Genomic DNA, 21,347 nt, shown 5'->3' on the forward strand with positions numbered 1-21,347 from the left:
CGACCGCTCGCCCCCCCGCCGTCCGGTCGTTTCGTGTGATCTCCACCGCCTGTGAGCCCTCCATTGCCTCGATGGCACTGAATCACCTCCGAAAGAGCGGGCAAAGACCCTCGAGAGTCAGCGCAAAAGGCTGTCGGTATAAGGTTTTTCGTATTTGGCACCATAAAGCGCACCCAAACTGACGTTGGATCGCCGCACCGCAGCCCGTCGATGCGCGGCAATCCTTCAACATCCCCTTCTGCCTCAACCCACCCCCGCGCGGGGTATTGAGCCACCCCTCATCCTCGGGCCTGACCCGAGCGAGGATCTCTGACCGATCAAGCCCCCCATACGCGGACAAGACGCGGGCCTTGCCGCTACCGCAATCGCGGCGGCTGCTCCGGGTCCGATCCCGGCGGCTTGCGCGCAGGCACCGCCATCTCGGGCAAATCAAACCGCAACCCGCAAACCGCCATCCGCGCCAGCACCGGGTCGCTGGCCTCGAAAAACCCCACATCGAGCGCCGCCGCCTCCAGCCCGGAAAACGCCAGCACTTCTGAGACCGCCCGCGCCAGCGCCCCCTCGGCCCCCGGCACCGCGCCCACAAAGCCCAGCAGATGCCCGCGCCCGCCGCCCTCGTAGCGCACGCCCACCAGCCACGCCGCGCGCGCCATCCCCGCCATGCCCGCCAGCCGCGCATCGAGCGCCTGCAACACCGCCTCCGGCAGCCCCTTCGGCACCGATATCTCCACCGGGCGCGCCGCCACCTCCTCTGGCCTCCCGGCCAGCACCTCCGCCAGCCATGCCACCGCCTCGGCAGGCAGCAGGATCGCCGAGGGCGCGACCCCCAGATTGAGCCCCAGCCCCATGCCCTGCCCCGCCAGCATCGCCGCCAGAACCCGCCCCGACAGCGCGGCATAGGGCGCGGGGCCGCCCGCGAAGGCCGCCAGCCGCGCCTCGCTGTCAAAGACCAGCACGCAGTCCCGCCCCTCGGGCGCGATCACCACCGGGTCGATCCGGTCGCCCTCGGCCTCGGCATTCAGCAACAGGCACAGCTCGCTCGCCGCCAGTCGCTCGTAGAACCGCAGCCGCGCGGCCTCATCCTCGGGCGCGGCCTCCATCGCCGCGTGCGCCGCATCAAGCGCGGTCGTCTCGCCCATCTCGCTCATTCCAGCACCTTTCGCACCGCGCCCCGCAACGCCGGGAGCACCTCTTCCCCGAACCACGGGTTGCGCTTCAGCCACGCGGTATTGCGCCACGACGGGTGCGGCAAGGCAAAGAGCCGCGGTGCATGGTCACGCCAGCCGCGCACCACCTCGCTCACCCCCTTGCGCGTGCCAAGGTGATAGCGCTGCGCGTGCCCGCCCACCAGCACCGTGAGCGCCACCTCGCCCAGCTCCGCCATCACCCGCGCGTGCCATGTGCGCGCGCAGATCGCGGGCGGTGGCCGGTCGGCCCCCTTGGCGTCATAGCCCGGAAAGCAGAACGCCATCGGCACGATCGCCACCCGGTCGCGATCGTAAAAGGTGGCCTCGTCCAGCCCCAGCCAGTCGCGCAGCCGCGCGCCGGACGGGTCATCGAAGGGCCGCCCCGAGACATGCACCCGCATCCCCGGTGCCTGCCCGGCAATCAAGAGCCGCGCCGTGGGCCGGAACCAGACCACCGGGCGCGGGGCGTGCCCGGTCTCGGTCGCGGCGAATCGCTCGGCACATAAACGACAAGACCTTATGTCGCGGGCGAGCGGTGATCCGCCCGCAGACCCGCCCGAACCCTGCGCCTCGCGCGCGGAACCGGTCGGTTCACTCAAGCATCACCCCCGCCGCGCTCATCGCCGCCTCCGCCGCCGCGCGCGATCCGTCAAGGTCGATCGCCCGGCACAGATCGCGCCGCACGGTCACCGCATAGCCCAGCCTTGCCGCGTCAAGTGCCGAGAATTGCACGCAAAAATCCGTGGCCAGCCCTACCATCACGAGCGCCGTGATACCCCGCGTCTGAAGATAGCCGTCAAGCCCGGTCGCCGTCGTCCTGTCATTCTCGAAAAACGCCGAATAACTGTCTATTTTCAATGACATACCCTTGCGAATGATAAGCCCGGCACGGGCCGTATCGAGCCCGTCATGAAACGCCGCCCCCCGGCTTCCCTGCACGCAATGATCCGGCCACAGCACCTGCGGCCCATACGCCATCTCCACCATGTCGAACGGTGCCTTGCCCGGATGCGATGACGCGAACGAGGAATGCGCCGCCGGGTGCCAGTCCTGCGTGAGGATTATATCTTTGAAATTATTCATTAAAATATTGATTCCGGGCACGATCTCATCACCGCCGGGCACCGCCAGCGCGCCTCCGGGGCAGAAATCGTTCTGAACGTCGATGATGACGAGCGCGGTTGTCATGGGCACATCTCCTGTCGCCATCATGGGTAAGCAGCCCCGCCTGCATCGTCAATGGCAGCAGGGCTTGCCCCGGCGCGGCCCAGCGCGTAAATCCCGCGCCATGTATCGGATCGCCGCGCTCTACCATTTCACCCGCTTGCCGGACCCACGCGCCCTGCGCGCGCCGCTCCTTGAACTCTGCGAGGCGGCGGGCGTGCGCGGCACGCTCCTGCTGGCACGAGAGGGAATTAACGGCACGATTTCAGGGCCTTGCGACGGGGTTGCCCGCGTGCTCGACCACCTGCGCGGCCTGCCGGGCTGCGCCGGGTTGGAGTGGAAGGACAGCCACAGCGCCACGCCGCCTTTCGGGCGGATGAAGGTGCGCGTGAAGCGCGAGATCGTCACGATGGGCATGGCCGATGTCGATCCGCGCGCGCGCAGCGGGCATTATGTAGCCCCCGCCGATTGGAACGATCTGATCCGCGCGCCGGATGTGGCGGTGATCGACACGCGCAACGCCTACGAGGTCGCGATCGGCAGTTTTGAGGGCGCGATCGACCCCGGCACCGACAGCTTTCGCGACTTTCCCGCGTGGTGGCAGGCCAACAGGCACCGCTTCGCGGGAAAGCGCGTGGCGATGTTCTGCACCGGTGGGATTCGCTGTGAGAAATCAACGAATTACCTCCTCGGCGAGGGGATGGAGAATGTCTACCACCTCAAGGGCGGCATCCTGAAATATCTCGAAGAGGTGCCTGCAAGCCAAAGCCTGTGGCACGGGGCGTGTTTCGTCTTTGACGGGCGGGTGTCGGTGACCCACGGGCTGCGCCCCGGCCCCCATCTGCTCTGCCACGCCTGCCGCCGCCCGATCCTGCCCGAGGATCGCGCCCGCCCCGAGTTCGAGCCGGGGGTTGCCTGTCATCACTGCGCCCACGAGACGAGCGCCGCCGACAAGGCCCGCTTTCGCGAACGCCAAAGGCAGATCGCCCTCGCCGATGCCCGCGGCACGCGGCATATCCGCTGGATGGCCGAGGGCTGAGACCGCTCAGGTGATCTCGAAGAGCTTGTCGCGCGATGTCTGCCCGCGCAGCAGCACCACCCGCGATTTTGCCACCCCAAGCGCCTTGGCCAATAGCCCCTGCACAGCGGCGTTGGCCTTGCCATCCTCCGGCGCGACGGTGACATAGGCGCGCCAGATCGCACCATCCGACACCAGCCTCGTGCGCGACGCTTTTGGCGTCACTTTGACCGCGATGAGGGTTCCCGGCACGGCGAGATGGCTCAGGTCGGGGATATCCAAAACCCGCTCTCCTTCGGTGCAGGCTGTCCACATGAAGCACAGTGTATAAACACGCCAGAAGCGCGCGCAACATCGCGCTCGGAATGACGACAGGCGCGACGGGCCTCGGCTTGATCGAATACCGGTTAGCCATCCTCGCCCTCCTCCTCATCGGGGCGCACAAGGCTGATCTCGCCCGCCGCTTCGAGCCGCCGCACCGCATTGACGATCTCGGTCTGCGCCGCCTCGGCCTCGCGCGGGGGGACGCGGCCGCGCTCCGCGATCTCCTCGCGCAGCGCCTCGGCGAGGCGCCTGGACATGTTCGCGAGCAGGAATTCCGCCACCGGGGCAAGCGCGCCATCCTGCGCCCCGGCCAGCGCATCGACCAGAAAGGATTGATCCACCTCGCGCAGGATGCGCGGCACATCGACCGGTTTCACGCGGTCGGGCAGGTGGACGAAGGTAAAGATCGCCCGCCGCACCAGCGCGGCGAAATCCTGATCTGTCTCTTCCAGCCCTTCCAGCACCTCGTCGCGGATCGCGGCAGCGGAATAGTTCAGGATCGCGCCCACACGCTCCACCGCGCCATCGGCAAAGGCGCTTTGCGGCACATCCTGAAGCTGCGCCGCCAGCGCCAGCCCGATCCGGTCCACCGCTTGCGGAGAGACAGAGCCGGTCTGCGAAATGGCATAGGTGATGCGCCGCGCCACCGGGCCGGGCAGCAGCCCGAGCAGATCGGCGGCGCGCGCGACATCGAGCTTGGACAGGATGACGGCGGCGACCTCGGCGCTCTCTTCCTCAAGGATCGGTTTGAGCGTGGCGGCATCGGTGGCCTTGATGAGCGCCCATGGGTCGCCATATTGGCGCACCCCCGCCTCCTTGCGCAGGCGCGCCGCGGTCTGCGGGCTGATCCGCCCGTCAAGCGCAGATAGCGCACCGGGCAGACCGCGCGGAAAGGTCAGCCCCATCCCCTCGAGTTCATTGGCAAATTCGGCCACCACCTCGGCCAGTGCGCCGCGATCGACATAGCGCATGGAGCCCATCTGCGTGGTCAGCCGCGCCTGCAGCTCGTCCGGCAGATCGGCGAGCGACACATCCGCCCCCTCGTTCATCAGAAAGCGCACGATGATCGCCGCCTTTTGCGCGCGTGTCAGGTGCGCCGCCGCGCCGCGCGGGCGCGCGGCCTCGATCCGTGCTGGTGGTGCGTCCATGCTCCGGCATCCCGTTCTCTCGACCTTGCCGGGACCATAGCGCACGATCCGCTAACAAAGCATGAACACCCGCCCGGTTTCTTCTTGGCCGAAATACCTCGGGGGGGCCGCCCTGCAAGGGCGGCGGGGGCAGCGCCCCCGGCCTGTTAGCCGTCCTGTTCGGCGAGCCACCGCTCGGCATCGAGCGCGGCCATGCAGCCCATCCCGGCGCTGGTCACCGCCTGCCGGTAGACGTGATCGGTGAGGTCTCCGGCAGCGAACAGCCCCGGCACCGAGGTCCGCGTGCTGCCCGGCTCGACACGCACGTAATCGCCGTGATGCATCTCGACCTTGCCCTTGACCAACTCGCTCGCGGGCGCATGGCCGATGGCGATGAACACGCCCTTGCACGCAATCTCGGTGATCGCGCCGGTCTCGACATGGCGCAGGCGCACGCCCTCGACGCCCTTGGGATTGTCACCACCCACCACCTCGTCGAGCGTGTGAAACCACAGCGTCTCGATCTTGGGGTGTTTGAGCAGGCGATCCTGCAATATCTTCTCGGCGCGCAATTCGTCACGGCGATGGATCAGCGTCACCTTGGAGGCAAAGTTGGTGAGAAACAGCGCCTCCTCAACTGCCGTGTTGCCGCCGCCCACCACCACGATCTCCTGCCCGCGATAGAAGAACCCGTCGCAGGTGGCACAGGCCGAGACGCCAAAGCCCTTGAACGCCTCCTCGCTCTCCAGCCCCAGCCATTTGGCGCGCGCCCCGGTGGCGAGGATCACGGCATCGGCGGTATAGGTGGCCCCGCTGTCGCCGCGCGCCACGAAGGGGCGGCTTTCCACGTCCAGATCGGTGATGATATCGCCCACGATCTCGCAGCCCATAGCCTTGGCATGGGCCTCCATCCGCACCATCAGGTCGGGGCCTTGCACCTCGGTATCGCCGGGCCAGTTCTCGACCTCGGTGGTGGTGGTGAGCTGCCCGCCCGGCTCGATTCCCTGCACGAGGAGGGGCGAGAGCATGGCGCGCGCGGCATAGACCCCAGCGGTATAGCCCGCCGGGCCGGAGCCGATGATGAGGCATTTGGTGTGACGTGTCTGCGGCATGGCGGCTCTCTCTGAAATTCGGGGTTCGCGCGCAGATATAGCGGCGCGGCGCGGGGCATGTAACCCCTTGCAAGGCGGCATTGCGCCACCAGCAGGGGCCGTGCCCCGACATTATCTTGCGCAACTGCGAAAGATAATTGCGCGCGCCCGCCGGGCTGCTATAACATCTGCGAAAATAAGCAGGAGGCCGCAATGGCGGGCACGCGTCTCGATCCGATCGACCGCAAGATACTGGCGGAATTGCAGGGCGATGGCCGGATGACCAATGTGGAACTGGCCAAGCGCGTCGGGATTTCCGCACCACCCTGCCTGCGCCGGGTCCGCGCGCTCGAGGAACAGGGCTATATCCGCGGCTACCACGCCGATATCGACGCGCGCGAGTTGGGCTTCGAGGTGCAGGTTTTCGCGATGGTCGGCCTGCAAAGCCAGGCCGAGGCCGATCTTTCGGCGTTCGAGGCGCGCTGCCGGGCCTGGCCGCTGGTGCGCGAATGCCACATGCTGAATGGCGAGGTGGATTTCATCCTCAAATGCGTGGCGCCCGATCTTTCGACCTTTCAGCGGTTTCTCACCGAGGAGTTGACCGCCGCCGACAACGTGGCCAGCGTCAAGACATCCCTAGTCATTCGCGGGGCCAAGGACGAGCCGGGCGTGCCCTTTGATATTCTCGAGGCACGGCTGGAACAGCCCGCCTGAGCACGACTGGCCTGAGCACTGGCCGCGTTCAGAGAAGATCGAGCGTTTCGGGCGCGTCGAGCGGCAGGCGCATCTGTGACAGCGGCCCGAAATCGCCCGGTTGCGACAGGTGGGGGAAGGCCCGCATGATCTGCCGCAACGTGGCTGCGTCAAGGCCGCGCTCGAACCCGGAGCCGGGGTGAAAGCTTTCACTTTCAAGCCCGTTGACCACGATCCCGGCATGGCGGCGCAGGGCGAGATGGTAGAATGTCACCGGCTGCCGCGCGACCATGCGGATCGCGTGCGCCCCGTCGGCCATGGCGCGAGCCGGGGTGAGCACCCCATCCCCGCCAAGGCGCGCGCGCAACTGGCGCGGGCGGCTCAACAGCCGCGCACCGGGGCCCAACATCAGATCGGCCAGAGGCCGCCCGAGGCCAAAGGCATCGGCCATCACGCGCGTGAGCGTCACCCCGTCGCCAAAGCGGTCCGGGCGCAGGGTGACAGAGCCGATCCAGACCACCGGGGCCGCGCCGCCCGACCCGGTAACAACCATGTCGCCGGGCAACATATCCTCCACCGCGACCGGCCCGCGCGGGGTGGATACGAGCGCGCCCCGCGCAAAGGCGGCATGGGCAGCATCGAGCAGCGGCAGCGCCGGCGCGCTATGCTCTTGCACCTGCACGCACGCCCCGGCATCGCGCCAAAAACAGGTATAGGCGCGCCGTTCCTCGACCCGTGCGGCGGGGGCCGGTGACGGATATGGAAGCTCAGCGCCAAAGCGGGCTATGGTCATGGGCGTCACCTCGCGTTCAGGGCCGTCAGGGCCGCGCCACCGCACCGGCAACCGCAACCTGACACTCAAGCCCTGTCATGACCGGCAATCCGGGCATTTTTGGCGCAATGTTTCAGAGATTTCAGGGCATTATCCGCGATAGCGATGCAATCGTGACGACCGTCAGCCATTGTTTCGCATGGATGCTCCGGCCGGTGCCCACTTGCCGCGCTTCAGTATGCGGCGCGCGCACTCAACACTGCGCCGCGTCGCCCCCGCTCAGCGCAGGACAAGATCGGCATATTGCCCGGTGCCTTGGTCCGAAATGAATCGCAGCGTGTTGCCGCGTGCGCGCACCGCCTGACAATTGGCGCCAAGCTCCATGCTGCCCCAATACAGATCACGGCAGAAATATCCCTCAGTCCAGCGCCACGCCCCCGTGACATCCCGGCCAAAGGCGCGGCCCCGGATGCGGCCATCGGGCGTCACCTCGAGCCGGATCCCGAACCGCGTGAGGTCGCGCCCCTCGATCAACGACACGAACCGATGACGCTCGGTCACCGGTGCAAACTCTGCCCGCGCCGCGCCAGAGATCAACAGCAACCCGATGATGACGGCCAGAAATCGCATCGCCCAAGACCCTTCATGCATGCATGCCTGATCTTGATACGCGGCAATGCGCCGCCCGGATCACCTGTCCGAGAGGCCCAGCACATCCATCATATCGTATTCGCCGGGCGCGCGTCCCTGCCCCCAAAGCGCCGCGCGCAGCGCCCCGCGTGCGAAAATCGCCCGGTCGGTGGCGACATGGCGCAGGATCACCCGCTCGCCCGCCCCGGCAAAGATCACGTCATGCTCGCCCACCACGTCACCGCCGCGCAGCGCGGCAAAGCCGATATGGCCCCGCTCACGCTTGCCGGTGATCCCGTCGCGACCGCGGTCGGCGACATGATCCAGCACCACGCCGCGTCCCTCGGCGGCGGCCTCGCCCAGCATCAGCGCGGTGCCCGAGGGGGCATCGACTTTCTGGTTGTGATGGGCCTCGACGATCTCGATATCGAATGCCTCATCGAGCGCGGCCGCCACCTTTTTCGTCATCTGCACCAACAGGTTGACCCCAAGGCTCATATTGCCCGCGCGCACGATCACCGCGTGCCGCGCCGCCGCCGCGATGCGCTTCAGCCCGGCCTCGTCAAACCCCGTGGTGCCGATTACATGCACCACCCGCGCCTGCGCCGTCAGCGTGGCCATCTCCACGCTCGCGGCGGGCGCGGTAAAGTCGATCACCGCATGGGCCCGCGCCACAAGCTCAAGCGGATCGTCGCTCACCATCACGCCGGTCTCGGCCCCGCCCATCGCGCGGCCAAGATCCTGCCCGATCCAGTCATGGCCGGGCCGCTCCAGCGCGCCGATGAGCCGCGCCTGACGGCTCTCGCCCACCACCTGCGCCAGCATCCGCCCCATCCTGCCCGATGCACCGTTGATGACAATACCCGCAAGATCGCCCATGCCGCCCGCTCCTGTCCCTGCTTTGACCCCTTGCATATCCCGCGCCCTGCGGTCCGGCAAGCGCACGGCATTGATCTCGGCCCGACTTTGCGGGCATAGTCCGCCTGACCAGACCCCAAACCACAAGGATGCCCGATGGAGCCGCACCAGATCACCGAGAATTTTGCCGTTTCAGCCCAGATCACGCCTGCGGACATCCCCGCCATCGTCGCCGCCGGGTTCCGCACGATCATGTGCAACCGCCCCGATGGCGAAGACCCCGGCCAGCCCGAGGAGGCCGCCGTGGCCGAGGCCGCCCGCGCCGCCGGGCTCGAGATGTGCTGCGTGCCCTTCACCTCCGCCACCATGACCGAGGCCGATGTCGCCGCCTTCCGCGAGGCGCTCGACAAAAGCCCCAAGCCGATGCTCGCCTATTGCCGCACCGGCACGCGCTGCACCATGATGTGGAGCCTGATCAACTACGACACGCTCGGGGCCGAAGGTATCCTGAGCGCCACCTCGGCGGCGGGCTACGACATGTCCGGGCTCGTGGCGCGGCTTCGCGCGCAGCAATGAGCCGCTGGCGGCTCTGCGGCCATGACGGCACCACGGGCCGCGCGCTGGCGCTCGACGGGGCGCGCATCCTGCATGAGGCGCGGGGCGACACCGCCGATGCCGCCCTCGCCGCGCTCGACGCCCCCGGCCCGGTGCTGCGCGTGGGCGAGGGCGTGGCCGCCGCGCTGCCCGCGCCGCTCCTGCCCGAGCGTGTCGGCCCCGGCCTGCCCGGCCTCACGCAACACGCGCCGCCCGATTGCCTCGACGGCTGGGTGCGGCTCTTGCTGATCGGGCTTGCGGGCGCGCCGCCCCATCACGACGGTATCGCCTGCGTGCTCACCCCGACGCTCGCCCATTGGGTGCATCTTAGCGCGGGCGAGGCGGTCAGTTGCCAAAGCTTCCTCACCCCCCGCCTCGCCACCGCCCTCGACGCCGCAGACAGCGCCGACGACCAAGCCATTGCAGACACGCTGAGCCGCCCCGAACGCCTCGCCGCGCATTTGCGCGCGGCGCAGGTCTCGGGCGCGCCCGCCGCACTCACCGGCCACCTGCTGGGTGCCGAACTGGCCGCCGCGCGGCCCTACTGGCTGGGCCAGGGCGTCACGCTGATCGGCCCCGCACAGGCCACCACGCCACGCGCCACGGCTCTTGCGGCGCAGGGCGTGCCGGTCACGCAGACCGACCCCGAGCACCTGCTGCCCCCCGCCATCGCCGCGCTGGCCACGCGGCGCGGAACCAGCACCTGACAGGCCCCGACAGCCCCGCGAAAATATCCCTTTGCAGCCCCATTGATCCCGCCCCGGCGCGGGGCCAGATACCCTCGGCCCCGCAGATCGAAAGGCATGGCACCATGATCGACATCTGGCTCCCGCTCGCAGGCGGGCTCGTGCTGCTCATCGCGGGCGGTGATCTTCTGGTGCGCGGGGCGGTGCGCGTGGCCGAACGCCTGGGCGTGTCGCCGCTGGTCATCGGGCTGACGCTGGTGGGCTTCGGCACCTCCACGCCCGAGCTTGTCACCTCGGTGCAGGCGGCGCTTGCGGGCGCGCCGGGCATCGCGTGGGGCAATATCGTCGGCTCCAACATCGCCAATATCCTGCTGATCGCCGGGGTCTCGGCGCTGGTCTTCCCGATCATCGTGGCGGCCCCGGCGCTGAAACGCGACGCGGGCGTGATGCTGGCGGTGGCCGCCCTGTTCACCGCGCTCGCCGCCTTCGTGCCGATGTCGCGCGGCCTCGGCGCGGCCTTCCTGCTGGCGCTGGCCGCCTATACCGCGCTCGCCTTCCGGCAGGAGCGTGCATCGGATGGCGGTGCCCTCCATGACAAGCAGACCGCCCTCGCGGCACTCGATCCTGCCCTCGCCCCCGGCCCCGCGCGCCGTGGCGCGCTCCTCGTGCCGCTGCTGCTCACGCTCGGCGGGCTGGCGCTGGTGATCGGCGGCGGGGCGGCGCTGGTGCGCGGGGCGGTGGCGCTGGCGCAGTCCTTTGCCATCCCCGAGACGGTGATCGGCCTCACCATCGTCGCCATCGGCACCTCCATGCCCGAGCTTGTGACCTCGGTGATGGCGGCGCTCCGGCGACAGGGCGACGTGGCCTTCGGCAATATCGTCGGCTCCAACATCATCAACATCCTCGGGATCGGCGGGATAACGGCGCTGATCGCGCCCACCCCCGTGCCCGCCGCGATCGCGGGTTTCGATGCGCCGGTGATGCTCGCGGTGACGGTGCTGCTGGTGGTGGTCGCGGCCACCGGGCTGCGCATCGCGCGCAGCGAGGGGGCGCTGCTGCTGGCGGGCTATGCCCTCTATCTCGCGGTAATCTGGCCGTGAACGGCCCTGGCCCGCGTTAACCATTCCTAAACGCCTGCCGCGCTAGGCATTAACCATGTTTCCACAACCGGCGGAGGGCACATGGTCGCACGCGCCTATACCGTGGCCTTCGAGGGGGTCGAAGCGCGCACCGTCGAGGTGCAATGCGCGGTCCTGCCCGGCCTTCCCGGCTTCTCGCTCGTGGGCCTGCCCGACAAAGCCGTGTCCGAGGCGCGCGAGCGGGTGCGCGCGGCGCTCTCGGCGCTGGCCATCGCGCTGCCGTCGCGGCGCATCTCGGTCAACCTGTCGCCCGCCGACCTGCCCAAGGAGGGCAGCCATTTCGACCTGCCCATCGCACTTGCCCTGCTCGCCGCGCTCGAAATCATCCCCGCCGACGCAGCCGAAGGCACCACGGCGCTGGGCGAATTGTCGCTCGACGGCTCGCTCATCGCGGTGACGGGTGCGCTGCCGGCGGCAATGGCCGCCGCCGCCGAGGGGCGCCTGCTCCTTTGCCCCCGCGCCTCGGGGCCAGAGGCGGCCTGGGTCGATGCGGCACAGGTGATCGGTGCCGCCTCGCTGGGGGAGGTGGTGCGCCATTTCACCGGCGAGCGCATCCTCGCCCCGGCCACGCCGGGCGAGGTGACCGCCCCGCCGCCGGGCCGCGACCTGCGCGACGTCAAGGGGCAGGAACGCGCCAAACGCGCGCTGGAAATCGCCGCCGCAGGCCGCCACCACCTGCTGATGTCCGGGCCGCCCGGCTCGGGCAAATCCATGCTGGCGGCGCGGCTGCCCGGCATCCTGCCACCACTCAGCGCCACCGAGGCGCTGGAAACCTCGATGATCCACTCGGTCGCGGGCCTCATTTCCGAGGGCGGGATCAGCCGCACCCGCCCGTTCCGCGAGCCGCATCACACCGCCTCGATGGCCGCGATCACCGGCGGCGGGCGCAGCGCCAAGCCGGGCGAAATCAGCCTCGCGCATAACGGTGTGCTGTTCATGGACGAATTTCCCGAATTTCCCCGCGCGGTGCTAGAAACCCTGCGCCAGCCGCTCGAGACCGGCACGGTGATGATCGCGCGCGCCAATGCCCATGTGAGCTACCCCTGCCGCTTCCTTCTGGTGGCCGCCGCCAACCCCTGCAAATGCGGCCACCTGACCGATCCGGCCCGCGCCTGCTCGCGCGCGCCCAATTGCGGCGAGGATTACATGGGCCGCGTCTCGGGGCCACTGATGGACCGGTTCGACCTGCGCATCGAGGTGCCGCCGGTGGCGTTTTCCGATCTTGACCTGCCCGCCTCGGGGGCCCCTTCGGCGCAGGTGGCAGAGCGGGTCGCGACGGCGCGGGCGGTGCAACGGGCGCGGTTTGCCGCCCGGCCCGACATGCGCCTCAATGCCGATGCCGAAGGCGAGGCCCTCGAAGAAATCGCCACCCCCGACGCCGAGGGCCGCGCTCTGCTCACCCGCCTCGCCGACCGCTTCGGCCTCACCGCGCGGGGCTATCACCGGGTGCTGCGCGTAGCCCGCACCATCGCCGATCTCGACGGCTCCGACACCGTGCGCCACCCCCATGTCGCCGAGGCCGCCAGCTTTCGCATCGCCGGGATCAAAGAGACCTGATCCATCCCGCAACATCGCGCAGGCTCGCACGCGCCTCGGGCAGGATATTGTGAAAGATCGGCCAGACATGGGGCAGATCTCCCTCGATCCGCTCGGCCACCGCCACGCCCTGCGCCCGCAGCCGCGCCGCCATCCGGCGGGTATCGTCGCGCAGGATCTCGGTGTCGCCCACCACCAGCCAGACCGGCGGCGCGCCGGTGAAATCGGCAAGAAGCGGCGAGGCGCGGGGATCATCCGCCGCCGCCCCCTGAAGATAAAGCGTCGCGATCTCCTCGGCCCGCGACGCGGGCAGCATCACATCGGCACGCGCGTTCTGGCGCAGGCTCTCGCCCGAAAAGGTCAGATCGGTGAGCGGCGAGAACGCGAACAGGCCGCGCGGCGGCGGCAAACCCTGCCGCAGCCCCTCGGCTAGAACCGCCAGCGCCAGCCCGCCCCCGGCACTGTCCCCGCCAAGGATGACGCCACCGGGCCGCGCCGCCAGCGCCCGCCACACCGCCAGCCCATCCTCGACAGCCGCCGGAAAGGGATGCTCGGGCGCAAGCCGATAATCCGGCAGGCAGGCGGGCAAGCCCGTCTCCGACGACAGAAGGCCCAGCATCGCGCGATGCGTGTCGGACGAGCCAAAGACATAGCCACCCCCGTGGAAATACAAGATCACAGGACCGGCCCCCCGCGCCACTCCGCGCGCCGCCACCCATTGCACCGGCACGCCCGCAATACTCTCGCGGGCAAACCCGGTGCCGCGCGGCGCATGAAAGAACAGCCGCGCCTTGACCTCGAAAGAGCGCCTGAGCGCAACCGGGTCCTGCTCCCGCGTCAAGCGCCGCTTTTCCGTCAGCCGCAGCCAGGCGTTGAGAAGGGGCCGCGCGAGGCTCACCCCCGCCGCGCCTCGATCGCATCCCAGATCAGGCCAGCGCCGTTGGTGCCGTCGAACCGCTCCAACTCCTGCAACCCGGTGGGCGAGGTCACGTTGATCTCGGTCAGGTAGTCGCCGATCACGTCGATACCCACGAAAACCTGCCCCTTCTCGCGCAGAAGCGGCCCGATCCGGTCGCATATCTCGCGGTCGCGCGCGGTCAACTCCACCTTCTCGGCACGCCCACCGACATGCATGTTCGAGCGCGTCTCGCCCTGCGCGGGCACCCGGTTGATCGCACCGATGGGCATGCCATCGACAAGGATCACCCGCTTGTCGCCCCGGCTCACGGCGGGGAGGTATTTCTGCACGATCAGCGGCTCGCGCGAAAACCCGGTGAACATCTCGTGCAGGCTCGCAAGGTTGCGATCGCTCTCGGGCAGGTGAAACACCCCTGCCCCGCCATTGCCGTAAAGCGGCTTGAGGATCACGTCGCCATGCCGCGCGCGAAAATCACGAATCGTGCCGATATCGCGGGCGATTGCAGTCGGCGGCATCAGGTCGGGAAAATCGAGAATCAGCAGCTTTTCAGGGAAATTGCGCACCCAGAACGGATCGTTCACCACCAGAGTGCCGGGGCTCAGCCGCTGCAACAGATGCGTGGTGGTGATGTAGAACATGTCGAACGGCGGATCCTGCCGCAGCCACACCACGTCGAACGCGCCAAGATCGACATGGCATTCCTCGCCGAGGGTAAAATGATCCCCCCGCACCCGCTGCACGCCGAGCGGCCAACCCCGCGCCGTCACCCGCCCCTCCTCATAGGCGAGCCGCTCCGGCGTGTAATAAAACAGCTCATGCCCCCGCTCCTGCGCCTCGAGCGCAAGCCGAAACGTGCTGTCCGCGGCGATATCGACCGGCGCGATCGGGTCCATCTGAAAGGCGACCTTCATTGCACTCCCCGCATGGTGGTTTCACCCTTTCATGGGCCAAGCCGCGACAGGGCGCAATTCAGAAATGACCGAAGGCCGCCTCGCGCAGGTCAACCGCCCCGGTCGCATCGACCGCCGCCACGTCGAAGCGCACCGGCGCAAGCTGCCCCTCGGGGGTGAGGCCGATATATTCCGAGGCCGCGTGATAGATGCGCTCCAACTGCCCGCGCCGCAGCCGCGCCAGCGCCGCATCAAAGCTTGGCGCGCTCTTGACCTCGCAAAAAACATAGCTGTCCGGCGCGCGTAGCACCAGGTCGATCTCGCCGCTCTCGCCCCGCCAGCGCCGCGCCAGAACCGTGATCCCGCGCGCCTCGTAAAGGCGCGCCACCGTCTCCTCTGCCGCCTGACCCGAGAGCCAGGCCCGCAATCCCCGCTCCTGCCGCCGCGTTCGCAACACCGGTGCCGGAGCCGCCGAAAAATCGAAGGCCAGTTGCCGCACGCCCATCCCCGTCTTCATACCCGTTACCATCCTTCACCTTTTTGCAGCCATCACCACGAAAGCCGGTTCAATCCTCAGCCCCATCGGGCCGGTCAAGCCCCGCCGCCAGTTGCAAGGCGCGTTGATAAACCTTGCGCCGTGACAGCCCGAACCGTGCCGCCACCTCATCGGCGGCATCACGCACCGACCCGTAGTTTAGTGCCTCCTTCACCTCCCTGTCTAAGTCCATTTCCCTAATATTTGACGAATCCCCCCGATCTATCACCACCACGATCTCGCCCTTGAGGCTCTCGGCGGCGCAGCCGGTGGCGAGAGCGGTGAGGGTATCGCGGCGTATCTCCTCGAATTTCTTGGTGATTTCGCGGCAAAGCGCCGCCGGTCGCTCGTCTCCCAGCACCCGCGCCGCATCCGCCAGCATCGCCGCCACCCGCCGTGGTGATTCGTAGAAAACCAGCGTCGCGGGCACCGCCGCCAGCTCTTGCAGCGCCGCGCGGCGCCGTGCGGCGGTGGCAGGCAGGAACCCGGCAAACAGGAACCGGTCGGTGGGCAGGCCCGACAGCGTCAGCGCCGCGATTGCCGCCGACGGTCCCGGCGCCGAGACCAGCCGATATCCCGCCGCCACCGCCGCCCGTGCCAAGTCAAATCCCGGATCGGCTACCATCGGCGTGCCCGCCTCGGCGGCGTAGACCACCACCTGCCCCGCCGCCAGCGCCGCCATGATTCGCGGGCGCATCCGTTCGCCATTATGGTCGTGATAGGCCCAGAGCGGGCGCGCACCGAGGCCGATGCCATGGATCTCCATCAAGTGCCGCAGGCTGCGGGTATCCTCGGCCACCAGAACATCCGCCGTCCCGAGCAGGTCGAGCGCGCGCAGCGTGATGTCGCGCGCCGTCCCGATCGGCGTCGCGATGAGGTAGAGCCCGGCCTCGGGTTTGCGCCGCTCGGAATTCATCGCTGGACCCTTTTCACATGGCGGTTATGATCGCCGCGACAGATACCCCGTCGCCAGTGCCCACAACAGGGAGTTTTCATCCGCCATGTTTGCCGTTCCCGCCGCCCTTCGCAAGCCCGTCGCCCGCCTCGCGGCGCTTGCCGCGCTCATCATCCTTGCCGCCTGCCAGCCGGTGGCGCTGGGCAATACCGGGCCGGTGTCGCGCGGCGGTGCGGTGCCGGTGGCGCTCCTGGTGCCGCATGGCACGCCCGACGCGCAGGAGGCGCAGCTTGCCCGCGATCTCGAGGCCGCGGCACGGCTCGCGGTGAGCGATCTCGACGGGGTCGCAATCGACCTGCGCGTCTACGGCACCGCCGGACAGCCCGCACAGGCGCGCGCCGCCGCGCTCAATGCCGTGGCCGATGGCGCGCGCATCATCATCGGGCCACTGCACGCGGCCTCGGCCAATGCCGTCGCGACCGCCACTGCCGATCGCGGCATCAACGTGCTGGCCTTTTCCAACAACCCGACCATCGCGGGCGGCAACCTCTTCGTTCTCGGCCAGACCTTCCGCACCACCGCGAGCCGGCTTGCGCGCTACGCGGTGCGCAATGGCAAGAGCCGGATCATGGTGGTTTATTCCGACAACCTCGCCGGTCGCCTCGGGCGCGACGAAATCGCGACCGCGGTGCAGGCCGAGGGGGCGACGCTCGCGGGCAGCGTGTCCTATGAATTCTCGCAAGATGGCGTGGTCAACGCCGTGCCGGTGATCCGCACCACCGCCGAGACCAACGCCGCCGATGCGATCTTTCTCACCGCCAACACCGCCGGCGCGCTGCCGCTCTTCTCGCAGATGCTGCCCGAGGCGGGCCTCGGCCCCGATCGGTTCCAGTATATCGGCCTCACCCGCTGGGATACCCCGCCGCAGATCCGCGACCTGCCCGGCGTGCAGGGCGGCTGGTTTGCGCTGCCCGATCCCGCCCGCGCGGACCGCTTTGCCAGCCGTTTCGAGGCGGCGCAGGGCAACCCGCCGCATCCCATCGCTGGGCTGGCCTATGACGGCATCGCCGCGGTTGGCGCGCTGGCCCGCGCCGGGCGCGGGCTGACCCGCAGCGACCTGACACAGCCCGCCGGGTTCCAGGGCGTGAGCGGCGTGTTCCGCTTCCTGCCCGATGGCAGCAACGAGCGCGGCCTCGCGGTGGCGACGATCACCGATCGCAAGGTCACGGTCCTGTCGCCCGCCCCGCAAGGCTTTGGCGGCGCGGGCTTCTGAGCCGCGCGCGCCATATCCCCGCCATGACCCGTCTCGATACCCCCGCGCGGCCCGACGACCTGATCCTGCCGCCCGAGGACATCCTCGACGCGGGCGCACTCGCGCGCGCGCTTGACGCGGCCGCCGCAGAGGCAAGCGGCGGAACCGACCGCGCCGCCGCCCTGCGCCGCGCCGCCGTGCCGATCCTCGCCGAGGCCATGAACACGGGCCGCGCGGCGATCGCGGCGGCCTTTGGCGCGCGCCCCTTCGATGCGCGCCCCGCCACGCGCGCCTGGTGCTGGCTCACCGATTGCGTGGTGCTCGCCGCGCTCGACCTGGCCACGCAAAAGATGCACCCTCTGCCCAACCCCACCGAAGCCGAGCGTATCGCGGTCTGCGCCGTGGGCGGCTACGGGCGCGGCGAGATGGCCCCGTTCTCGGATGTGGACCTGCTCTTTCTCACCCCCTACAAGATCACCCCCTGGGCCGAGAGCGTCATCGAATCGATGCTCTATATCCTGTGGGATCTGCGCCTCAAGGTGGGCCATGCAAGCCGCACCGTGCGCGATTGCCTGCGGCTCGGGGCCGAGGATTACACCATCCGCACCGCGCTTTTGGAAAACCGCTGCCTTGGCGGCGACCGCGCACTTGCCGCCCGGCTCGATACCCGCCTGCGCGACGATCTTTTCACCGGCACCGAGCGCGACTTTACCGAGGCCAAGCTTGCCGAGCGCGACACCCGTCACGAAAAGCAGGGCGAGCGCTACATGGTCGAGCCCAATGTCAAGGAAGGCAAGGGCGGCCTGCGCGACCTGCAATCGCTGTTCTGGATTGCCAAATATATCCACCATGTCCGCGACGTGGGAGAGCTGGTTGGCCTCGGCACCTTTACCGCCGAGGAACTCGGCACCTTTACCCGCGCCGCGAATTTCCTCTGGGCGGTGCGCTGCCACCTGCACCTGATCGCGAACCGCGCCAATGACCAGCTCACCTTCGACATGCAGGTCGAAGTGGCTGGGCGCATGGGCTATGCGGATCGCGGCGGGCGGCGCGGCGTGGAAATCTTCATGCAGGACTATTTCCGCCACGCCACCGCCGTGGGCGATCTCACCCGCATCTTCCTGACCAAGCTCGAGGCCGCGCAGCAAAAGGCCGAACCGCTGCTGCAACGGCTGCTCAAGCGCCGCAAGAAGCTGCGCACCGGCTATCGCCAGATCAACGGCCGCCTCGCCATCGCCGACGAGGCCGCGTTCCTCGCCGACCCGCTCAACCTCCTGCGCCTGTTCGAGGAGGGGCTGCGCACCGGGCTGCTGATCCATCCCGAGGCGATGCTGATGGTCACCAACAATCTCGGCCTGATCGACGAGCGCTTTCGCCACGACGCGGGCGCGCAAAAGCTGTTTCTCGACCTTCTGCTGAAACATGGCAACCCCGAACGCGCGCTGCGGCGCATGAACGAGCTTGGCGTGCTGTCGGCCTTCATCCCCGAATTCGAGCCCGTGCGCGCGATGATGCAATTCAACATGTATCACCACTACACGGTGGATGAGCACATCATCCAGTGCATCTCGCATCTTGCCCGGATCGAGCGGCGCGAGTTGATCGAGGAATTGCCGGTCTCGTCGGAAATCCTCAAGGAGGGGATCAACCGCCGCGTGCTCTATGTCGCGCTTTTGCTGCACGATATCGGCAAGGGGCGTGACGAGGATCATTCCATCCTCGGCGCGCGGATCACCCGCAAGGTGGCCCCCCGGCTGGGGCTGAAACCGCGCGAGGTCGATACCGCCGAATGGCTGGTGCGCCACCACCTGCTGATGTCCGACACCGCCCAGAAACGCGACATCGCCGACCCGCGCACCGTGCGCGACTTTGCCAAGGCGGTGCAGAGCCGCGAACGGCTCGACCTGCTCCTGCTGCTGACGGTCTGCGATATCCGGGGCGTCGGCCCCGGCACCTGGAACAACTGGAAGGCGTCGCTCCTGCGCGCGCTCTACCGCCAGACGCGCAGCGTGCTCGAAGACGGGATGGAGGCGCTCACCCGCGAGCAGCGCGGCTCGGACGCCAAGCGCAACCTGCGCGAGGCGCTCCCCGATTGGGACGCGCGCGACATCAAGCGCGAACAGGGCCGCCACTATGCCCCCTACTGGCAGGGGCTGCACGTCACCGCCCATGCGGTCTTTGCCCGGCTGCTGCGCGACCTGCACGAGGACGAGATCGCCATTGATCTGGCCATCGACGAGGATCGCGACGCCACCCGCGCCTGTTTCGCGCTGGCAGATCATCCCGGCATCTTCTCGCGGCTGGCGGGCGCTCTGGCGCTGGTGGGCGCGAACGTGGTCGATGCGCGCACCTATACCTCCAAGGACGGGTTCGCCACGGCGGTGTTCTGGATCCAGGACGGCGATGGCCACCCGTTCGAGACAAGCCGCCTGCCGCGCCTGCGCCAGATGATCGACAAGACGCTGAGGGGCGAGGTCGTCCCCCGCGAGGCGATCAAATCGCGCGACAAGCTCAAGAAGCGCGAACGCGCCTTTCGCGTGCCCACCCATATCACCTTCGACAATGACGGGTCCGAGATCTACACCATCATCGAGGTCGATACCCGCGACCGCCCCGGCCTGCTCTATGATCTGACGCGCACGCTGGCGGCGGCCAATGTCTACATCGCCTCGGCGGTGATCGCGACCTATGGCGAACAGGTCGTCGATACCTTCTATGTCAAGGACATGTTCGGCCTGAAATTCCACACCGCCGCGAAGCGCGCCACCCTCGAAAAGAAACTCCGCGCCGCCATCACCGAGGGGGCCGAACGGGCGCGGGAATGAAGCCTGCGGCCACGACCGTCATACCGTCGATGCGACGGCCCAAGCCGCTTGAACGCGGCGCGCGATTGCGACATCGTTGCCGCACAACCCCCGAACCGGTTGGCTGTTGTGGCAAAGACCCGAGGCAGAGAGTGGTATGAGCGGATTACTGGCCCTTTTCGATGACGTTGCGGCAATTGCCAAGCTGGCGGCGACACAGCTTGACGATGTCGCAGCGCAGGCCAGCAAGGCCGGGACCAAGGCCGCCGGCGTGGTCATCGATGATGCCGCCGTGACGCCGAAATACGTGACAGGCCTGCCAGCCGCGCGCGAATTGCCGATCGTGTGGAAAATCGCCCGCGCCTCGTTTTTCAACAAGCTGGTGATCCTGCTGCCAGTGGCGCTTTTGTTGCAGGCATTTCTGCCGTGGATGCTCACGCCGCTTCTGATGATCGGCGGGGCGTATCTGTGTTTTGAGGGGGCCGAGAAGGTGTGGCACCTGATCGTGCCGCACAAGGATCACGGGCCGCAACAGGCAGAAACGCTGAGCGCGGCGCATCTTGAAGAGCAGCGGGTGAAAGGCGCGATCAAGACCGATTTCATCCTCTCCGCCGAGATCATGACGATTTCGCTGGCGCAGCTCGACATCGGCGGTTTCTGGATCCAGGCGCTGGCGCTGGCGGCGGTGGCGATCGGGATCACGACGCTGGTCTATGGCGCGGTGGCGCTCTTGGTAAAGGCCGATGATCTGGGGATTTTCCTGACCGTGACGGGCCGCTTTGCCCCGACCCGCGCGCTTGGGCGCGGCATTGTGCGCTCCATGCCCGTGGTGATGGGGGTGATCGCCACCATTGGAACCGTGGCGATGCTCTGGGTCGGGGGCAGTATCCTCGTGCACGGGCTGCACGATCTGGGCTGGCACCTGCCCTATGAGCAGATCACGCAGGCGGCCACCCTCGCCGCCGCGCAGGCGGGCGCGGCCAAGGGCCTTGTGGGCTGGGCCGTGACCGCCGGGCTTGACGGTATCGTCGGGCTGGCCTCCGGGCTGGCGCTGATCCCGCTTGTGACCCGCGCGATCATCCCGGCCTCGGCCTGGCTCTTTCCAGAAAAGGCCTGAAACCGCGCGACCTTTCGTCGCCGGGTTTTCACCTTCGGGGCGAACGCGGGGCGAGGCGTTTATAAAAAATCAAAGCCCCGCCAGTCCGGCGGGGCTTTTATCATGTTGCGCCTGTC

General features: G+C 68.3%; 22 protein-coding genes. 9 read left to right on the top strand and 13 right to left on the bottom strand.

The window, feature by feature from the left end:
- Positions 1-356 precede the first annotated feature (356 nt).
- The 3 genes from ABIE58_RS17820 to pncA form a co-directional block, all read right to left on the bottom strand.
- Positions 357-1,139: an SseB family protein gene (locus ABIE58_RS17820; protein ID WP_354546059.1), complete on the bottom strand. Its 783-nt coding sequence runs from the start codon at positions 1,137-1,139 to the stop codon at positions 357-359.
- A gap of 5 nt (positions 1,140-1,144) precedes the next feature.
- Positions 1,145-1,708 (bottom strand): uracil-DNA glycosylase family protein, encoded by a 564-nt coding sequence (locus ABIE58_RS17825; protein WP_354546060.1) that lies wholly within the window; start codon positions 1,706-1,708, stop codon positions 1,145-1,147.
- 70 nt (positions 1,709-1,778) lie between these two features.
- Entirely contained in the window at positions 1,779-2,375 is a 597-nt protein-coding gene (gene pncA / locus ABIE58_RS17830; RefSeq protein ID WP_354546029.1) for a bifunctional nicotinamidase/pyrazinamidase, read from the bottom strand.
- Positions 2,376-2,475: 100 nt separating this feature from the next.
- Here pncA and trhO point away from each other — a divergent pair, with 100 nt between their 5' ends.
- On the top strand, positions 2,476-3,390 hold the full coding sequence (gene trhO, locus ABIE58_RS17835) for an oxygen-dependent tRNA uridine(34) hydroxylase TrhO (protein ID WP_354546030.1): 915 nt from the start codon (positions 2,476-2,478) through the stop codon (positions 3,388-3,390).
- A 6-nt stretch (positions 3,391-3,396) separates the two neighbouring features.
- On the opposite strand, the gene ABIE58_RS17840 is transcribed toward trhO, so the two are convergent.
- The 3 genes from ABIE58_RS17840 to trxB form a co-directional block, all read right to left on the bottom strand.
- Positions 3,397-3,645 (bottom strand): DUF167 domain-containing protein, encoded by a 249-nt coding sequence (locus ABIE58_RS17840; protein WP_502950116.1) that lies wholly within the window; start codon positions 3,643-3,645, stop codon positions 3,397-3,399.
- A gap of 131 nt (positions 3,646-3,776) precedes the next feature.
- Positions 3,777-4,841: a flagellar motor switch protein FliG gene (locus tag ABIE58_RS17845; protein WP_354546032.1), complete on the bottom strand. Its 1,065-nt coding sequence runs from the start codon at positions 4,839-4,841 to the stop codon at positions 3,777-3,779.
- Between the two features lie 146 nt (positions 4,842-4,987).
- Entirely contained in the window at positions 4,988-5,932 is a 945-nt protein-coding gene (gene trxB, locus ABIE58_RS17850; RefSeq protein ID WP_354546033.1) for a thioredoxin-disulfide reductase, read from the bottom strand.
- A gap of 192 nt (positions 5,933-6,124) precedes the next feature.
- On the opposite strand from trxB, the gene ABIE58_RS17855 reads away from it, so the two are divergent.
- Positions 6,125-6,625, top strand: a complete 501-nt coding sequence (locus tag ABIE58_RS17855; RefSeq protein WP_354546034.1) for an Lrp/AsnC family transcriptional regulator — start codon at positions 6,125-6,127, stop codon at positions 6,623-6,625.
- A 28-nt stretch (positions 6,626-6,653) separates the two neighbouring features.
- Here ABIE58_RS17855 and ABIE58_RS17860 read toward each other — a convergent pair whose 3' ends face one another.
- The 3 genes from ABIE58_RS17860 to dapB form a co-directional block, all read right to left on the bottom strand.
- Positions 6,654-7,397, bottom strand: a complete 744-nt coding sequence (locus ABIE58_RS17860; protein WP_354546035.1) for a Hint domain-containing protein — start codon at positions 7,395-7,397, stop codon at positions 6,654-6,656.
- Between the two features lie 258 nt (positions 7,398-7,655).
- Positions 7,656-8,006, bottom strand: coding sequence for a dihydrodipicolinate reductase (locus ABIE58_RS17865; RefSeq protein WP_354546036.1), 351 nt, complete (start codon positions 8,004-8,006; stop codon positions 7,656-7,658).
- Between the two features lie 60 nt (positions 8,007-8,066).
- Positions 8,067-8,885, bottom strand: a complete 819-nt coding sequence (gene dapB / locus ABIE58_RS17870; RefSeq protein ID WP_354546037.1) for a 4-hydroxy-tetrahydrodipicolinate reductase — start codon at positions 8,883-8,885, stop codon at positions 8,067-8,069.
- A 135-nt stretch (positions 8,886-9,020) separates the two neighbouring features.
- Between dapB and ABIE58_RS17875 the strand changes: the two genes are divergently transcribed.
- The 4 genes from ABIE58_RS17875 (at position 9,021) to ABIE58_RS17890 (ending at position 12,840) form a co-directional block, all read left to right on the top strand.
- Positions 9,021-9,440: a protein tyrosine phosphatase family protein gene (locus ABIE58_RS17875; RefSeq protein ID WP_354546038.1), complete on the top strand. Its 420-nt coding sequence runs from the start codon at positions 9,021-9,023 to the stop codon at positions 9,438-9,440.
- Entirely contained in the window at positions 9,437-10,165 is a 729-nt protein-coding gene (locus ABIE58_RS17880) for a 2-dehydro-3-deoxygalactonokinase (protein WP_354546039.1), read from the top strand. The genes ABIE58_RS17875 and ABIE58_RS17880 overlap by 4 nt, the downstream gene beginning before the upstream one ends.
- A 104-nt stretch (positions 10,166-10,269) precedes the next feature.
- A complete protein-coding gene (locus ABIE58_RS17885) occupies positions 10,270-11,244 on the top strand; it encodes a calcium/sodium antiporter (RefSeq protein ID WP_354546040.1) in 975 nt (324 codons plus the stop codon).
- 81 nt (positions 11,245-11,325) lie between these two features.
- Positions 11,326-12,840 (top strand): YifB family Mg chelatase-like AAA ATPase, encoded by a 1,515-nt coding sequence (locus ABIE58_RS17890; protein ID WP_354546041.1) that lies wholly within the window; start codon positions 11,326-11,328, stop codon positions 12,838-12,840.
- Here the strand turns inward: ABIE58_RS17890 and ABIE58_RS17895 are convergent.
- From ABIE58_RS17895 to rsmI, 4 genes are read right to left on the bottom strand one after another with little or no spacing between them, the layout of a single operon-like run.
- Complete coding sequence (locus ABIE58_RS17895; protein ID WP_354546042.1) at positions 12,827-13,717, bottom strand: alpha/beta hydrolase; 891 nt, start codon at positions 13,715-13,717, stop codon at positions 12,827-12,829. The genes ABIE58_RS17890 and ABIE58_RS17895 overlap by 14 nt on opposite strands.
- Positions 13,714-14,649, bottom strand: coding sequence for a glutathione synthase (gene gshB / locus ABIE58_RS17900; RefSeq protein WP_354546043.1), 936 nt, complete (start codon positions 14,647-14,649; stop codon positions 13,714-13,716). Before gshB ends, ABIE58_RS17895 begins: the two co-directional genes overlap by 4 nt.
- Before the next feature lie 58 nt (positions 14,650-14,707).
- Positions 14,708-15,145 (bottom strand): YraN family protein, encoded by a 438-nt coding sequence (locus tag ABIE58_RS17905; protein WP_354546044.1) that lies wholly within the window; start codon positions 15,143-15,145, stop codon positions 14,708-14,710.
- Positions 15,146-15,194: 49 nt separating this feature from the next.
- A complete protein-coding gene (gene rsmI / locus ABIE58_RS17910) occupies positions 15,195-16,079 on the bottom strand; it encodes a 16S rRNA (cytidine(1402)-2'-O)-methyltransferase (RefSeq protein ID WP_354546045.1) in 885 nt (294 codons plus the stop codon).
- 85 nt (positions 16,080-16,164) lie between these two features.
- Between rsmI and ABIE58_RS17915 the strand changes: the two genes are divergently transcribed.
- The 3 genes from ABIE58_RS17915 to ABIE58_RS17925 all read left to right on the top strand — a co-directional run bounded on the left by ABIE58_RS17915 (position 16,165) and on the right by ABIE58_RS17925 (position 21,231).
- Positions 16,165-17,331: a penicillin-binding protein activator gene (locus tag ABIE58_RS17915; protein ID WP_354546046.1), complete on the top strand. Its 1,167-nt coding sequence runs from the start codon at positions 16,165-16,167 to the stop codon at positions 17,329-17,331.
- Between the two features lie 23 nt (positions 17,332-17,354).
- Positions 17,355-20,135, top strand: a complete 2,781-nt coding sequence (locus ABIE58_RS17920; protein ID WP_354546047.1) for a [protein-PII] uridylyltransferase — start codon at positions 17,355-17,357, stop codon at positions 20,133-20,135.
- Between the two features lie 136 nt (positions 20,136-20,271).
- Positions 20,272-21,231, top strand: a complete 960-nt coding sequence (locus ABIE58_RS17925) for a DUF808 domain-containing protein (protein ID WP_354546048.1) — start codon at positions 20,272-20,274, stop codon at positions 21,229-21,231.
- Positions 21,232-21,347: the final 116 nt, after the last annotated feature.

Origin of the sequence: Roseovarius sp. MBR-78, from assembly GCF_040547535.1 — a bacterium.
GTDB lineage: Bacteria > Pseudomonadota > Alphaproteobacteria > Rhodobacterales > Rhodobacteraceae > Roseovarius.

Excerpts from the sequence above, each read along its gene's own strand:
- ABIE58_RS17820 (WP_354546059.1), bottom strand. The coding sequence starts at position 1,139 with ATGGGCGAGACGACCGCGCTTGATGCGGCGCACGCGGCGATGGAGGCC.
- pncA (WP_354546029.1), bottom strand. The coding sequence starts at position 2,375 with ATGACAACCGCGCTCGTCATCATCGACGTTCAGAACGATTTCTGCCCC.
- trhO (WP_354546030.1), top strand. The coding sequence starts at position 2,476 with ATGTATCGGATCGCCGCGCTCTACCATTTCACCCGCTTGCCGGACCCA.
- ABIE58_RS17845 (WP_354546032.1), bottom strand. The coding sequence starts at position 4,841 with ATGGACGCACCACCAGCACGGATCGAGGCCGCGCGCCCGCGCGGCGCG.
- trxB (WP_354546033.1), bottom strand. The coding sequence starts at position 5,932 with ATGCCGCAGACACGTCACACCAAATGCCTCATCATCGGCTCCGGCCCG.
- ABIE58_RS17855 (WP_354546034.1), top strand. The coding sequence starts at position 6,125 with ATGGCGGGCACGCGTCTCGATCCGATCGACCGCAAGATACTGGCGGAA.
- ABIE58_RS17860 (WP_354546035.1), bottom strand. The coding sequence starts at position 7,397 with ATGACCATAGCCCGCTTTGGCGCTGAGCTTCCATATCCGTCACCGGCC.
- ABIE58_RS17865 (WP_354546036.1), bottom strand. The coding sequence starts at position 8,006 with ATGCGATTTCTGGCCGTCATCATCGGGTTGCTGTTGATCTCTGGCGCG.
- dapB (WP_354546037.1), bottom strand. The coding sequence starts at position 8,885 with ATGGGCGATCTTGCGGGTATTGTCATCAACGGTGCATCGGGCAGGATG.
- ABIE58_RS17875 (WP_354546038.1), top strand. The coding sequence starts at position 9,021 with ATGGAGCCGCACCAGATCACCGAGAATTTTGCCGTTTCAGCCCAGATC.
- ABIE58_RS17880 (WP_354546039.1), top strand. The coding sequence starts at position 9,437 with ATGAGCCGCTGGCGGCTCTGCGGCCATGACGGCACCACGGGCCGCGCG.
- ABIE58_RS17885 (WP_354546040.1), top strand. The coding sequence starts at position 10,270 with ATGATCGACATCTGGCTCCCGCTCGCAGGCGGGCTCGTGCTGCTCATC.
- ABIE58_RS17890 (WP_354546041.1), top strand. The coding sequence starts at position 11,326 with ATGGTCGCACGCGCCTATACCGTGGCCTTCGAGGGGGTCGAAGCGCGC.
- gshB (WP_354546043.1), bottom strand. The coding sequence starts at position 14,649 with ATGAAGGTCGCCTTTCAGATGGACCCGATCGCGCCGGTCGATATCGCC.
- ABIE58_RS17905 (WP_354546044.1), bottom strand. The coding sequence starts at position 15,145 with ATGAAGACGGGGATGGGCGTGCGGCAACTGGCCTTCGATTTTTCGGCG.
- rsmI (WP_354546045.1), bottom strand. The coding sequence starts at position 16,079 with ATGAATTCCGAGCGGCGCAAACCCGAGGCCGGGCTCTACCTCATCGCG.
- ABIE58_RS17915 (WP_354546046.1), top strand. The coding sequence starts at position 16,165 with ATGTTTGCCGTTCCCGCCGCCCTTCGCAAGCCCGTCGCCCGCCTCGCG.
- ABIE58_RS17920 (WP_354546047.1), top strand. The coding sequence starts at position 17,355 with ATGACCCGTCTCGATACCCCCGCGCGGCCCGACGACCTGATCCTGCCG.
- ABIE58_RS17925 (WP_354546048.1), top strand. The coding sequence starts at position 20,272 with ATGAGCGGATTACTGGCCCTTTTCGATGACGTTGCGGCAATTGCCAAG.